Origin of the sequence: Kitasatospora sp. NPDC093102 (assembly GCF_040683915.1) — a bacterium.
Taxonomy (GTDB): domain Bacteria; phylum Actinomycetota; class Actinomycetes; order Streptomycetales; family Streptomycetaceae; genus Kitasatospora.
This window is the reverse complement of sequence record NZ_JBFBFA010000002.1, coordinates 114,206-126,909: the sequence shown is the minus strand read 5'-3', so window position 1 is coordinate 126,909 and position 12,704 is coordinate 114,206. Positions and strand designations below refer to the sequence as shown.

At 73.2% G+C, this 12,704-nt stretch carries 14 protein-coding genes; 6 read left to right on the top strand and 8 right to left on the bottom strand.

Annotated elements, in window-relative coordinates; genetic code table 11:
- Positions 1 to 85 precede the first annotated feature (85 nt).
- The 3 genes from AB0O11_RS03905 (at position 86) to AB0O11_RS03895 (ending at position 2,372) form a co-directional block, all read left to right on the top strand.
- The gene (locus tag AB0O11_RS03905; protein WP_363381448.1) at positions 86 to 793 is read left to right on the top strand and encodes a 4'-phosphopantetheinyl transferase superfamily protein; all 708 of its coding nucleotides are present in this window, start codon (positions 86 to 88) and stop codon (positions 791 to 793) included.
- Positions 794 to 932: 139 nt separating this feature from the next.
- The gene (locus AB0O11_RS03900; RefSeq protein WP_363381447.1) at positions 933 to 1,415 is read left to right on the top strand and encodes a hypothetical protein; all 483 of its coding nucleotides are present in this window, start codon (positions 933 to 935) and stop codon (positions 1,413 to 1,415) included.
- Positions 1,416 to 1,523: 108 nt separating this feature from the next.
- Positions 1,524 to 2,372, top strand: coding sequence for a helix-turn-helix transcriptional regulator (locus AB0O11_RS03895; protein ID WP_363381445.1), 849 nt, complete (start codon positions 1,524 to 1,526; stop codon positions 2,370 to 2,372).
- Here AB0O11_RS03895 and AB0O11_RS03890 read toward each other — a convergent pair.
- Together AB0O11_RS03890 and AB0O11_RS03885 are read right to left on the bottom strand one after the other, a co-directional pair.
- Positions 2,369 to 2,803: a hypothetical protein gene (locus AB0O11_RS03890; protein WP_363381443.1), complete on the bottom strand. Its 435-nt coding sequence runs from the start codon at positions 2,801 to 2,803 to the stop codon at positions 2,369 to 2,371. The genes AB0O11_RS03895 and AB0O11_RS03890 overlap by 4 nt on opposite strands.
- 177 nt (positions 2,804 to 2,980) lie before the next feature.
- Entirely contained in the window at positions 2,981 to 3,973 is a 993-nt protein-coding gene (locus tag AB0O11_RS03885) for an Lrp/AsnC family transcriptional regulator (protein WP_363381441.1), read from the bottom strand.
- A gap of 114 nt (positions 3,974 to 4,087) precedes the next feature.
- Between AB0O11_RS03885 and AB0O11_RS03880 the strand changes: the two genes are divergently transcribed.
- On the top strand, positions 4,088 to 4,891 hold the full coding sequence (locus AB0O11_RS03880) for an inositol monophosphatase family protein (protein WP_363381440.1): 804 nt from the start codon (positions 4,088 to 4,090) through the stop codon (positions 4,889 to 4,891).
- A gap of 14 nt (positions 4,892 to 4,905) precedes the next feature.
- Here the strand turns inward: AB0O11_RS03880 and AB0O11_RS03875 are convergent, their stop codons facing one another.
- The 6 genes from AB0O11_RS03875 to AB0O11_RS03850 all read right to left on the bottom strand — a co-directional run bounded on the left by AB0O11_RS03875 (position 4,906) and on the right by AB0O11_RS03850 (position 11,911).
- Positions 4,906 to 5,751, bottom strand: coding sequence for an amidohydrolase family protein (locus tag AB0O11_RS03875; RefSeq protein WP_363381989.1), 846 nt, complete (start codon positions 5,749 to 5,751; stop codon positions 4,906 to 4,908).
- Between the two features lie 119 nt (positions 5,752 to 5,870).
- A complete protein-coding gene (locus AB0O11_RS03870; protein WP_363381438.1) occupies positions 5,871 to 7,505 on the bottom strand; it encodes an acyl-CoA dehydrogenase family protein in 1,635 nt (544 codons plus the stop codon).
- Positions 7,489 to 8,142, bottom strand: coding sequence for a TetR/AcrR family transcriptional regulator (locus AB0O11_RS03865; RefSeq protein WP_363381436.1), 654 nt, complete (start codon positions 8,140 to 8,142; stop codon positions 7,489 to 7,491). Before AB0O11_RS03865 ends, AB0O11_RS03870 begins: the two co-directional genes overlap by 17 nt.
- 200 nt (positions 8,143 to 8,342) lie before the next feature.
- Positions 8,343 to 9,872 carry a S28 family serine protease gene (locus tag AB0O11_RS03860; protein ID WP_363381435.1) on the bottom strand — a complete coding sequence of 510 codons (1,530 nt, stop codon included), beginning with the start codon at positions 9,870 to 9,872 and terminating at the stop codon, positions 8,343 to 8,345.
- Positions 9,873 to 10,135: 263 nt separating this feature from the next.
- On the bottom strand, positions 10,136 to 10,990 hold the full coding sequence (locus AB0O11_RS03855; protein ID WP_363381433.1) for a serine protease: 855 nt from the start codon (positions 10,988 to 10,990) through the stop codon (positions 10,136 to 10,138).
- Positions 10,991 to 11,281: 291 nt separating this feature from the next.
- Positions 11,282 to 11,911, bottom strand: a complete 630-nt coding sequence (locus AB0O11_RS03850) for a TetR family transcriptional regulator (RefSeq protein ID WP_363381432.1) — start codon at positions 11,909 to 11,911, stop codon at positions 11,282 to 11,284.
- A 120-nt stretch (positions 11,912 to 12,031) separates the two neighbouring features.
- On the opposite strand from AB0O11_RS03850, the gene AB0O11_RS03845 reads away from it, so the two are divergent.
- Positions 12,032 to 12,187, top strand: coding sequence for a hypothetical protein (locus tag AB0O11_RS03845; protein WP_363381430.1), 156 nt, complete (start codon positions 12,032 to 12,034; stop codon positions 12,185 to 12,187).
- A gap of 57 nt (positions 12,188 to 12,244) precedes the next feature.
- Entirely contained in the window at positions 12,245 to 12,583 is a 339-nt protein-coding gene (locus AB0O11_RS03840) for a DUF4190 domain-containing protein (protein WP_363381428.1), read from the top strand.
- Positions 12,584 to 12,704: the final 121 nt, after the last annotated feature.

Genomic DNA, 12,704 nt, shown 5'->3' with positions numbered 1-12,704 from the left:
CTCAGATCTGGTCTGAAATTCAGACATATGGAGCAGCCATCCCCCGGGCAGTCGCTGACGAACGGCGAGGCCCTAGTTTTGAACCATGACCACCGAGGCCCAGGAACAGAGCGCGCCGCTCGTTGCCATCGCGTCCGCCGACGCCGTGCTGCGGCACCCCGAGGCGGGCGAGCACCTGCTGACCGCCAGGGAGCGGGAGCGCGCCGCGCGCTTCCGGCACGAGTCCGGGCGGATCGACTTCACCGCCGGCCACCTGCTGGTCCGGCTCTGCGCCGCCCGGCTGCTCGGCGTGCCGGTGGCCGGCCTCGTCCTCGCCCAGCAGTGCCCGGACTGCGGGCTCGCCGACCACGGCAAGCCCTACCTGCCGGACCACCCCGGGGTGCACGTGAGCCTGTCGCACACCCGGGGCGTGGTCGCGGCCGGCGCCGGGCTCCAGCCGGTCGGGGTGGACGTCGAGCTGTCCAGCCGGGGCGGCTCGCTGGGCTCGGTCGCCCGCCGGGTGCTCACCCAGGCCGAGCTCGCCCTGGTCGAGGCCGACCCGGAGCCGGAAGCGGCGTTCCTGCGGCTCTGGGTGCGCAAGGAGTCGCTGATCAAGATCGGGCGGGCCACCCTGGACACCCTCGGCCGGGTCGACCTCTCCGCCCTGCCGCTGTCCGTCCCGCCGGGCGCGCCGCTGCGCAGCCGGTACGAGGACCTGCACCTGCTCGACTGGAGCGACCCGGAGCACGCGGCCGCCGTCGCCGCTGTCAGCACCGCCCCGCCCCGGATCGTGGAGCTCACGGCGGCGGGCTGACCGCAGGCCGGGGCGGGCCCCGGCGCCCACCCGCGCGGTGGGCCGGTGGATAAGCGGTGTTAGCGTGCCTGGTCGTGGGCGCGCCGAACACGCGTGCCCACCGACCAGCTGCCCACCGGATTCAAAAGGGTGCCCCGCCATGGCCAAGTTCCTGCTGAGCCTGCACGTCCTCGTGTCGGTCCTGTTCATAGGCCCGGTCGCGGTGGCCGTCAGCATGTTCCCGCGCCGGGCGAAGGCCGCGCTGGCCGGCGGGCCGGACCGGGCCTCCGACGCCGGCGTGCTGCGCGTGCTGCACCGGATCACCCAGGTCTACGCGCTGCTCGGGGTCGCGGTGCCGGTGCTGGGCATCGGCCTGGCCCAGGTGATGGACGTGCTCGGACAGTCCTGGGTGATCGTCTCGATGGTGCTGACCGCGATCGCCGCGCTCGCACTGCTGCTCTTCGTGCTGCCCGGCCAGCAGGCCGCCGTGGACGCACTCGATCTCGACCCGTCGGACGAGCGGCACACCAAGGCCGTCAGCGGCCTGAAGATGCTGCCGATGACCGCCGGGGTGTTCAACCTGCTGTGGGCCGTGGTCGTGGTGCTCATGGTCATCCGCCCGGGGTCGAGCACCGGCGTCTGAGCCCGGTAGCCCGTTCGTGCTCGGCGCGCCGCGACCACCCTGCCGCGACCACGCCCTTCCGACCGCCCTCTCCCGCCGACCGGGCTCGTTCGAGTACCGTCCTTGGCCATGACGATCATGGCGGGCATGGGCAGCCCGACGGGAACCGGCGTCGGCCCGCTGCTGCGCGGCTGGCGGGAACGACGGCAGCTCAGCCAGCTGCAACTGGCGCTGCGGGCGGACTCCTCGGCCCGCCACCTCAGCTTCGTCGAGAACGGCCGTTCCCGGCCGAGCCGGGAGCTGGTGCTACGGCTGGCCGAGCAGCTGGACGTCCCGGTGCGCGAACGCAACACCCTGCTGCTGGCGGCCGGCTACGCCCCGCACTACCCCGAGACGCCGCTGGACGACCCGTCGATGGCCGCGCTGCGCGGCGGGCTGGAACGGCTGCTGGCCGCCCACGACCCGTACCCGGCGGTCGTGGTCGACGGGTCCTTCCGGGTACTGGCGGCCAACCGCTCGCTCGGGCTGCTCGTGGACGGCGTCGCCCCGCACCTGCTGGAGCCGCCGTTCAACGCGATCCGGGTCACCCTGCACCCGGACGGGCTGGCACCGCGCATCGTCAACCTGCGCCAGTGGCGGCGGCACCTGCTGGAGCGGATGGAACGGCAGCTGGAGCTGGTCCGCGCCGAGCCCCTGCGCCGGCTGTACGAGGAGGTCCGCGGCTACCCCGAGCCGGCCCACGACCCGGCGGACGGCCCGGCCGAGGACCCGGCGGACGGTCCGGCTGCCGACGGGTTCCCGTTCGCGCTGCCGCTGCGGATCCGGCACGAGGGGCGGGTGCTCTCCTTCCTCTCCACCATCTCGACCTTCAACACGCCGCTGGACGTCACCGTCTCCGAGCTGGCCATGGAGACCTTCCTGCCGGCCGACGCACAGACGGTGCGGTTCCTGCAGTCCGTGGTCGGGCCGGAGCGTTAGAGCTGCTCGCGGGCCTGTCGCCGCAGGGCGGTGAACTGGAGGACGGCGAACAGGGCCACCGCCGCGGCCTGCACCGGGATCCAGACGAAGCCGGCGGTGGTCGGCTCCAGCCACAGCTCCGTCGCGACCAGGCTGAGCACCACCCAGGCCAGGTTGAGGCCGATCACGGTCCGTACCCCGAACACCGGCGGCCGTCGGCGGGCGGCCAGCGCACCGACCGCGAGCGCGTACCCGAGGAGGAAGAGCCCGACGTCGACCAGGGTGGTGCGGCCGGCGCCGAGCAGCTCGCCGAGCGGGCCGGAGAAGAGCAGGTAGGCCAGGCCGTTGCCGCCGGTGACCAGGGCGTCCAGGGCGAGGGCACCGCGCACCGTCCGGAGCGAGAAGGCGGAACCGGGCCGGGCGGGCGTGAGGGTGTTCGCGTGGGCGGACATGGCGGATCGCCTCCTGTCAGGGGGTGAGAGCCCGGGGCCGTGGCGGCGTCGCCGGGTGCCACCACCCTGCCCGGTGGAGCGGCGGGCGTCGATTACCTCGCAGGTAACGGCCGCCCGGCCGGGTCCCCGGCGGCCTGCTCTCCGCCGCACTCCCCCGCGGGAATCGTTCAAAGGGCCTCACGGCCGCCGGGGCGGCTGCCGGAGCAGAACGCCCGCCCGCTTCACCGCCCGGGCGGTGATGGTGGTCTCGGCCCGGGCGACGCCGAGCGGGCCGAGGGTGCCGGTGAGGAAGCGGTACAGCTCGCCGTGGTCCGGGCAGAACACCGTGGCCAGCAGGTTGGCCGGGCCGCTGGTGGCGAACACCCCGTGCACCTGCGGGTGGCGGGCCAGCACCGCGCCGACCTCGGCGAGCCGGCCGGGCGGCACGTCCAGCCAGAGGTTGGCGTCCACGGCCATGCCGAGCAGCCGCGGGTCCACGGTGGCATGGGTGCGCAGCAGCCCGGCCCCGTCCAGCCGGTGCAGTCGGCGGCGCACCGTGGACTCGGGCGCGCCGACGGCCGCGGCCAGCACGGCGTGGGACTGCCGGGCGTCCTCGCCCAGCCGCTCCAACAGCGCGCGGTCGAGGCCGTCCAACGGTGGCGGTGCGGCGGGGCGCGGGACGGCGCTCCGGGCGAGCCCGGCGGCCTCCTCCCCGGTCAGGTACCCGGCCCGCCACTGCCCGGCGTCGGCGAAGGCGTGCAGCACGACGTGGACGGTGGTCTCGGTGACGGCGCCGGTCGCGGGCAGCTGCCCGTACAGCAGCCGGTCGCGGGAGCCGGCGTCGGTGAGCATCACGGCGCCGACCTCGTGGCCGCCGAGCATCACGTCGACGAACGGAACGTCGGGGCGGTCGGCGAGGGCCTGCGCGATGGCGTCCACCCGGCCGCTCAGCACCCGGACCCGCAGCAGCAGCGCGCCCACGGCGGCGTCCTCGACGTCCGGCAGCCGGACCACCCGCAGCACCCCGGCCTGCCCCATCCGCCCCAGGCGGCGGGTGACCGTCCGGGCGGAGACGCCCAGCACCTCGGCGATCCGGCCGGGTTCGGCCCGTCCGTCCACCTGGAGCGCGCACACCAGGCGGCGGTCGAGCGTGTCCAGCACGGTGTCCGGATCGGCAGTGGAGAGGTCCATGATGTCCGATCTCCGTCGTATCAGCGACTTCTGCGTCCTGTTCGGCAGCCCCGACGGTACTCCTTGTCCCGATCGGCCGGAGTGCAGACCGGCCCGGAGCAAGGAGGAGTCACCGTGACGAACGAGCTGTGGACGCTGGCGGAGAGCGTGGAAGCCGCGGTGCGCGAGGTCGGTACGGGGCTGGCGGCACGCCGGTCCGCCGACCCGATCACGGCACGGACCGTCGAGGAGGCGGCGGCCCGCTTCGCCGAGCTGGACGGCCCCGCGGCCGCCGCACTGCGGGAGCGGCTGACGGCGCTGCGCCCGCAGGCCGGCTGGGTGCCCGGAGAACCGGACGGCTCGGTGCCCGCCGAGGGCGAGTGGTGGCTGTGCGACGCGACCGACGGCGCGGTGCAGTACCTGCTCGGGCAGCCGCACTGGGCGGTGACCGCCACGCTGGTGCGGGACGGTGTGGCGGTGCTGGCCGTGGTGCACGCCCCGGAGCAGAACGGGCGCACCTACCGGGCGGTGCTCGGCGGCGGGGCCGAGCTGGACGGGCGGCCGATCGCGCCCCTGGAGCGGGAGTTGGCGGTCACCGTCGCTGCCACCAGCCAGCCGCCGCGGGTGGCCGCCGATCCGGTGGCGCTGCGCCGGGCGGGCGAGTCGCTGTCCGCGATGGCGGGGGCGGTCCTGGCAGTGCGCAACCTCGGCCCGACCGCACTCCAGGTGGCCCAGGTCGGCTCCGGGCACCTGGCGCTGTTCTGGGAGTACGGCCTCGACGCGGCCAACCTGCTGCCCGGGGCGCTGATCGCGCGCGAGGCGGGCGCGGCGGTGACGGACACCACCGGGTCGGCCTGGACGGCCGGCTCCGGCGGCATCCTCGCCGCCGCGCCCGGGCTGCACGCGCAGGCGCTCAAGGTGCTGCGGGCAGTCGCCTGACGATGCCGGGACGGTCAGCCGGCCGTCCCGGCGGACAGCCCGAAGAGGGCGGCCCCGTTGTCGTGGCAGACCGCCCGCAGCCACTCCTCCCCCAGCCCCAGCCCGGTCAGCGCCTCCAGCTGGTGGACGTACCGGTAGGGGATGTTGGGGAAGTCGCTGCCGAGCAGGATGCGGTCCCGGAGCCCGCGCAGGCGCGACAGTTCCTCGCGCGGGAACGGGCCGTCGCCCTCGGCGAAGTCGGTGAACGCCATGGTGGTGTCCAGCCGGACGGCCGGGTGGCGCTCGGCCAGGTCGAGGAAGTCGCGGTACTCGGGCATCCCGAGGTGGGCGACCACCAGGACCAGGCCGGGGTGCCGCGCCAGCACCGCGCCGATCGGGCCGGGGCCGGTGAACTTGCCCGGCACCGGCCCGGACCCGCAGTGGGTGACCACCGGGGTGCCGGTCTCGGCGAGCAGGCCCCAGACCTCGTCCAGCAGCGGGTCCGCCGGGTCGTAGCCGCCGACCTGGAGGTGCGCCTTGAACACCCGGGCGCCGTCCTCGATCGCCCGCGCCACGTAGCCGGGTGCCTCGGGCTCGGGGAAGAAGGTCGCGGTGTGCAGGCACTCCGGGGTGCGGGCGGCGAAGTCGGCGGCCCAGGCGTTCAGCCAGCCGGCCATGCCCGGCTTGTGCGGGTAGAGCATGGACGTGAACGCCCGGACGCCGAAGTCCCGCAGCCGCCGGACCCGTTGCTCCTCGGCCTCGCGGTAGGTGATCGGCCAGGGGCGGTTCACCAGCGGGCCGGCCGCGTCGAAGTACGCCCACACCTTGTCGAGGACGTTCTTCGGCATGAAGTGGGTGTGCACGTCGATCAGCCCGGGCAGGCCGAGGGCCTGCCAGAACTGCCTGACGACAGCGGCTTCCTGAACGTCCCCCTGGTGGACGCTCGCCTCGTGGGCACTCGCCTCGTGGACGCTCGTCTCGTGGGCACTCTCCCCGGTGCTCACGCGGGCACCGGGCGGGCACGGTCGATGATCGCTCCGGTGTCGGCCCCGGCCGGCAGGGTGCCGAAGGCGGCGCCGTGGTCGCCGCCCAGCCGGCTCGCGCAGAACGCGTCGGCCACCGCCGGGCTGCCGTACCGGACCAGCAGCGAGCCCTGGAAGGCCAGCGCCATCGACTCGACCAGCCGGCGGGTGCGGTACTCCAGGTCGCCCAGGTCGGTCAGCTCCTTGCGCAGCGCGGCGACGGCCGCGTCCAGCCGGCGGTCCGCACCGGCGGCGGCATCGAGTTCGCCGAGGAAGGCCTCGACGCTCTCCGGGCGCTTGGCCATGGCGCGCAGCGCGTCCAGGGCGGCGACGTTGCCGGAGCCCTCCCAGATCGACACCAGCGGCGCCTCCCGGTAGAGCCGGGGCATCCCGGACTCCTCCACGTAGCCGTTGCCGCCCAGGCACTCCAGCGCCTCGGCGGAGTGCGCCGGGCCGCGCTTGCACACCCAGTACTTGGCCACCGCCAGGCCCAGCCGCCGCACCAGTGCCTCGTTCCCGTCCCCGGCGAGGGTCCGGTCGGTGGCCTGGGCGAGCCGCATGGCGACGATCGTGGCCGCCTCGGACTCCACCACCAGGTCCGCGAGCACGTTGCGCATCAGCGGCTGGTCGACCAGCGCCTTGCCGAACGCCCGCCGGTGCAGGGCGTGGTGAACCGCCCTGGTGGCGCCGTAGCGCATGCCGGAGGCCGCGCCGATGGTGCAGTCCAGGCGGGTCATGTTGACCATCTCGATGATGGTCGGGACACCCCGGCCCTCCTCGCCGACCAGCCAGCCGACCGCCCCGTCGTACTCCAGCTCAGCGGAGGCGTTGGACTTGTTGCCGAGCTTGTCCTTCAGCCGCATCAGCTGCAGCCGGTTGCGGCTGCCGTCCGGGAGGACGCGCGGCAGCACGAAGCAGCTGAGACCGCCGGGCGCCTGGGCGAGGGTCAGGAAGAGGTCGGACATCGGCGCCGAGGTGAACCACTTGTGGCCGGTGAGCCGGTAGGTGCCGTCCGGCTGCGGCGCGGCAGTGGTGGTGTTGGTGCGGACGTCCGAGCCGCCCTGCTTCTCGGTCATCGACATGCCGGCGATCAGCCCGCGCTTGGTCCGCGGCTCGCGCAGCCCGAAGTCGTACTCCCGCGCAGCCAGCAGCGGCTCCAGCTCGGCGGCGAGGGCGGGGTTGGCGCGCAGCGCCGGGACGGCGGCGTAGGTCATCGAGATCGGGCAGGTGTGGCCGGCCTCGACCTGGCCCCAGACGTAGAACCCGGCGGCGCGGGCGGAGTGGGCGCCGGGCCGGTCGTCCCGCCAGGGCGCGGCGTGCAGGCCGTACGAGACGGCGGTGCGCATCAGCTCGTGCCAGGACGGGTGGAACTCGACCTCGTCGATCCGGTGGCCGAAGCGGTCGTGGGTGCGCAGCACCGGCGGGTGTTCGTTGGCCAGCCGGCCCCACTCGGCGGCCTGCTCGGAACCGGCCAGCCGGCCCAGCTCGCGCAGCTCGGGCTCGGCCCAGCCGGCGTCGGCCCGCTGGAGGGCGGCGAGCAGGGTGGGGTCGGCGGCGGTGTCGTGTCCGTACGGCAGGGGCACCTGGTTGGTGACCTCATGCGTCGCTGTCATCGCGTCCTCCCAGGGCACGCAGGGTGAAGGAGACCAGGGCGGGGACCACCGTGGTGTTGTCGCTCGGGGTGTTGTCGCCGTGTTCGGGCCCGGCGGCTCCGGCCGGTGCGGCGGCGAGCGGGCCGGCCAGGGCCTCGCCGACCGCGCCGACCAGGGCGGCGGCGGTCAACACCGGGTCCTGCTCGGGCAGTTCGCCGCTCGCCACGGCCGCGGCGATCTCGGTGGCGATCACGTCCCGGAACGCCCGCCGGAACACCAGTCGCTCGACGTCCACGACCGCGTCGGCCGGCTCCACCAGCAGCGCGTACGCCAGCCGGGGGGCGCGCAGGGCGCGGGCGGCGAAGGTCTCGACCACGGCGGCGATCCGCTGCCGCGGGGTGTCCCGGAGGGCGACGGCGGCGTTGACCGCGTCGATCTCGTGAGTGACCACCCGGCGGAACAGCTCCACCGACAGCTCGGCCTTGCCGGCGAAGTGCTGGTAGAGGCTGCCGGTGGCGATCCCGGCGCGGTCCGCCACGGCGGCCATCGTGCAGCCGCCGTAGCCACGCTCGGCGAGCAGGCCGACCGCCGACTGGAGCACCGCTTCGCGCTGGGCGTCCAGGCGGGCTTGTACGGCGGGCGTGCGTCGGTAGGCCATGGAAGCATTGAAGCACTGATTCACTGCTTCGGGGAGGGGGTGGCCGGGTCCGGTCGGACCTTCCAGCCGGGCCTTTCCGGTCGGGCCGGGTCCGGCGGTTCCGGGATGCACGAGGAGGCCCGGAACGACGCGAGGAGGCCGCCCCGGAACCCGGGGCGGCCTCCTGCTCGTGCTTCGTGGTGCGGCTTGCTGCGCCCGCACTACAGCGGGCGGCGCTCCTGCTCCAGCCGCTGGCCCTCGACGTCCAGCGGGCCGAAGTCCGGGATCGGCTGCAGCGACTTGGCCTGCGAGCGGGCTGCGTCCGGTTCGCCCAGACCGGCCCACTCCAGCACCTTGGCGGTGGCCTCCGCCGACTGGGCGGCGGGCAGCTGCCCGATCCTGGAGCCGTGGTTGCCGCCGGGCACGGTGTAGACGTAGCTGTCCTCGCTGCCCCGGCCGAGACGGAACGGCTTGGCGCCCCACGGGTCGTTGCCGCCGTAGACGTACATGATCCGCTCACCCTCGCGCTTCACCCAGCGGTCGATGTCGGGCATCGCGTTCGGGTTGAAGACGGTCGGGATCTCCTTCGGCACGTAGCTGCGGACCGAGTAGAGCTCCTTGTAGTCGTAGTGCAGCACGCCCTTGAGGTGCGAGACGTCGAAGAACGGCGCGCCCAGCTCGGTGGCGGCCTGATAGTAGTACGCGGTGTACTTCGCCAACGACTGGTCGCTGTTGCCGGTGATGCCGGACTGCGAGTCGAACCAGGCGTACAGCTCGTCGTCGGTCGCGGTGGCGGCCACCGGGACCTTGGCGCAGTCGGACTCCAGGCTGTACTGCCAGAACGCCCAGACCACGTCCAGCACGCCGGCCTCGTACGCGCGGTCCGGGGTGCCGAGGGTGTCGAAGGTGGAGCCGGCCGCCTTGTTGTCCGCGACGTAACGGGCCTCCAGGCGGTCGCGGCGCACCAGCAGCTCGCGCTGGGCGGCGTTCAGCCTGGCCCGGCACTCGGGGGTACCGACGGTGCGGAAGAATTCGCTGTACGCCTCGGAGTCTTTGACGTTCGTGTTGTTCGGCGCGACGTAGGCGATCGTGCCGGCCACGTCGTCCGGGTAGAAGCGGCGGAAGTAGGTGGAGGACATGCCGCCCTTGCTGCCGCCGGTGGACAGCCACTCCTCCTGGTAGATCCGCTTGAGCGCGGTCACCAGCCGGTGCGAGTCCGCGGCGCCCTGGCGGATGCCGGCCTTCGACCAGTCCGCCGGGTCCGGGCGGGAGGGGGTGAAGAACCGGTACTCGATGGACACCTGGTTGCCGTCCACCAGCCGGGTCGGCTCGGTGCGCGAGGGGCTGGTGCCCAGGGTGTAACCGTTGGTGTAGAAGACGGTCGGGCGGTCGTAGCCGCGGTGCAGCAGGCTGAAGCGCTGCTGGAAGGTGCCCAGCCAGGGCCGGAAGTGGTCGATCGGCTGGGTGTAGGTGGCGATGAAGTACCGGTGACCGGTGGTGGTCGGCTTCTCCTCGGTGATGGTCACCCCGGGGATCGCCGCCAGGCGGTCCTTGATGTCGGCGTTCGGGTCGTCGGCGGGGCTCCGGCCGTGGCGGGACCCGTTGCCCTGGTCGCCCTGGTCGCCCTGCCCCGACTGTGCACCCTGCACGCCCTGGCCGTCGGCGGCGGATGCCGGGCCCGCCAGGCCGCCGAACGCGAGCAGCGGTATCAGCAAGGCGGACACCAGCAGCCTTCTCACGGTGGTGGTCATCAACTCTCCCTCTGTTCACCTGACATGAATGCCGCCTGCCGGTACGGCCGTGCGGCATGGGTGGTGCGGCGTGGGGTAATGCGGCGTGGGTAATACGGCATGGGTGGTGCGGCGGCCGGCCGATGGACGGCCGAATGGGCCACCCGCCGTTCACGGATGGCCCATCGGGGAAGAAGTGCTGGCCAGTGGGGTTTCCCTGCTCTGCTGCCGGTTGAGGATTCCGTCCGGTCGACCATTCCCCGTCGAGCCGGGTGGCTACTCGCCTACGGGCGGGGCAGGGTGCACCCGGGAAGGGTGAGGTCGAAACGGTTGCCGGCGGCGAAGCAGGCCGGGATCCCGTAGGTCTCCTGGGCGTAACCGATGCCCGGGCGGACCGTCACCGCGCCGTTCTGGTCCACCTCGCAGGGGTTGTCCAGGGTGCAGGTCTCGCCGTTCTCGTTGATCGTGTTGTTGACCGCGACCACCTGGCCGGTCGAGGCGTCGACCACCGGCGATCCGGAGGTGCCACCGATCACGTTGCAGCTGGAGGTGTAGCGGACCGAGTCCTTGAAGGTCCAGTCGGCTTCCTTCAGCCGGTAGGCGAAGCCGTCGACCGAGCAGGAGTAGATCTTCTTCCAGTAGCCGGAGACGACCCGGATCGAGGTGCCCTGGACCGGGTGGGTGGCGGCGATGGTCAACGGGGCTATCCCGTACCGGGACTGGATCGAGGCGTAGGTCGTGTTCAGCTGGTAGATCGACACGTCGGTGTCGGTCATCGCACCGTAGACGATCTTGGTCGCACGCAGCGTGGCAGCGCTGCCGCCACTGGAGTTGAGCAGGGTGAAGGTCCGGCTGGACGAGCGGTTGAGGACCACCTCGCCCGGACCGGGCATGCCGGTCTCCAGGCAGTGGCCGTTGGAGAGCACCAGGGCCGGGTCGCTCGCGGCCGAGCCGGGCATCCGCACCAGCGAGCCGGAGCAGTTGCTGAGTGCGACCGTCCCGGCGAAGGTGACGGCGGAGACGGGCTTGGCGGTGGACTCGGCGGCAGGGGCCGCGGCCTGGGCCGGAACGGCTCCGACGAGGGCACTGGCCCCGGCAACCAGGAGCGTGGCTACCGTGCCTATGAGCGGCTTCTTCATGAGAGACCTCTCGGTGTGGGGGTCCACGAGTGGGGGTCCACCAAAGCTGTCCCGGACATGACCTACTGTCAAGAGTCAAAGCAACGTCAAGAACCGCCCAAGACGCAATGGCCGGTTACCGCCGCCGCCCGGATCAACCGCTGGGCTCGTGGTCCGACTCGGCGGCCTCAGCCCGCGGCCCTGATCGGCGGCCTCAGCTCGCGTCCCTGATCGACGGTCCCGGATCGGCGGCCCGGATCGCGGGCCGGCCGTCCACCGCCGTCGGGGCCGTCAACTCCCGTGCAGGGACGGTCAACCCGCCGGCCAGTGTTCCCGGCCGAGGCTGATCAGGCGCAGCTGGAGGCGCGCGGTCGCGGCGATCCGTTGCCCCCGGGCCGGGTCCGTCTCCAGCGCCTCCAGGAAGGCGGCGGCCGTGGACACCATGTGGTCGACGTACAGCTCGGCGAGCATCCGCAGGTCCCGCTCGCTCCACCCCTGCGACACCGGCTGCAGCGCCAGGGCATCTCCCACCTCGGCGGCGAAGCCGCCGAGTTCGGCGTCGATCGCCTCACGCACCTGCCGCACTCCGCCGTGCCGCTCACGCGCCAGGAAGCGGACGTGCGCCCGGTGCTCGCGGACGTGCCGCTCGATCACGTCCACCGCACGGTCGATCAGCTCCTCGGCACCGCCGGCCTCGGCGAGCACCGAGCGGATCATGACGTGCAGACTGGCCAGCGACTCCTCGACCAGCGCCACCCCGAGGGCGGCGAGGTCCGGGAAGTGCCGGTAGAAGGCGGCCGGGGAGAGCCCCGCCTCGCGGGTGACCTCACGGACGCCCAGGCTCGCCAGGTTCTGATCGGCCAACAGGTGCAGCCCGGCGTCCAGCAATGCCCGCCGACTCTGCTGCTTCTGGGCCTGTCGGGCCCCAACGGTGTGACTCACACCATTCAGTAAACATTCGTTTGCTGAACTTGGCCAGCCGAGCGTACAGTGGGGCCGAAGTCAGTGAACACTTGTCAACCGAAATCGGCGCAGTCCCAGCCACAGCCGAAGGAGCCAGCCGTGATCCTGTTCTCCGCCCTGGTCGCCATGGGCATCCTGATCGGCACCGCCGCCCACACCTCGCTCCCGGTCTTCCTCGCCGCCTCCGCGGGCATCACCGCCTGGCTGCTGGCCTTCGGCGCCCGCGAGGGCATCGCCCGCCTCCGGCACCGCTGACCCGGCCGCTCCGCGGACCGCACCCGCGGCCACTCCCCAGAGAGGACCCGCACCACCATGAGCACCGTCACCGAACATCCGGCCATCGGCCGTCGGAGCGTCAGCCGCCAGAGCACCGGCCGCCCGGAGGCCCGCAGCCAGGAGAGCGACCGTCAGGGCACCGCCGAAGCGGACGGCCTCGCCGTCGCCTCCTTCCTCCTCGGCCTCCCCGGCCTGCTGCTGTTCAACATCGTCCTCGGGCCGATCGCCATCACCCTGGCCACGCTGGCCCTGCTCCGCGGCACCAGCCGGCGCGGCCGCGCCCTCCTCGGCCTGACCCTCGGCATCACCTCGCTGGTGATCCTCGCCGTCACCATCGCCACCTCCCACGGGGTGCTCATCGACATCGGCTCCTGAGCCGGCCCAACTCGCCTTCCACTCCTGACTCCTGCTCCTGTACCGCCCTCCGAGCCTCCCCTGAGTCACCATCACACCCATGGATCACCGTTCCGCCCTTGAGCACCGTTCCGCCCTTGAG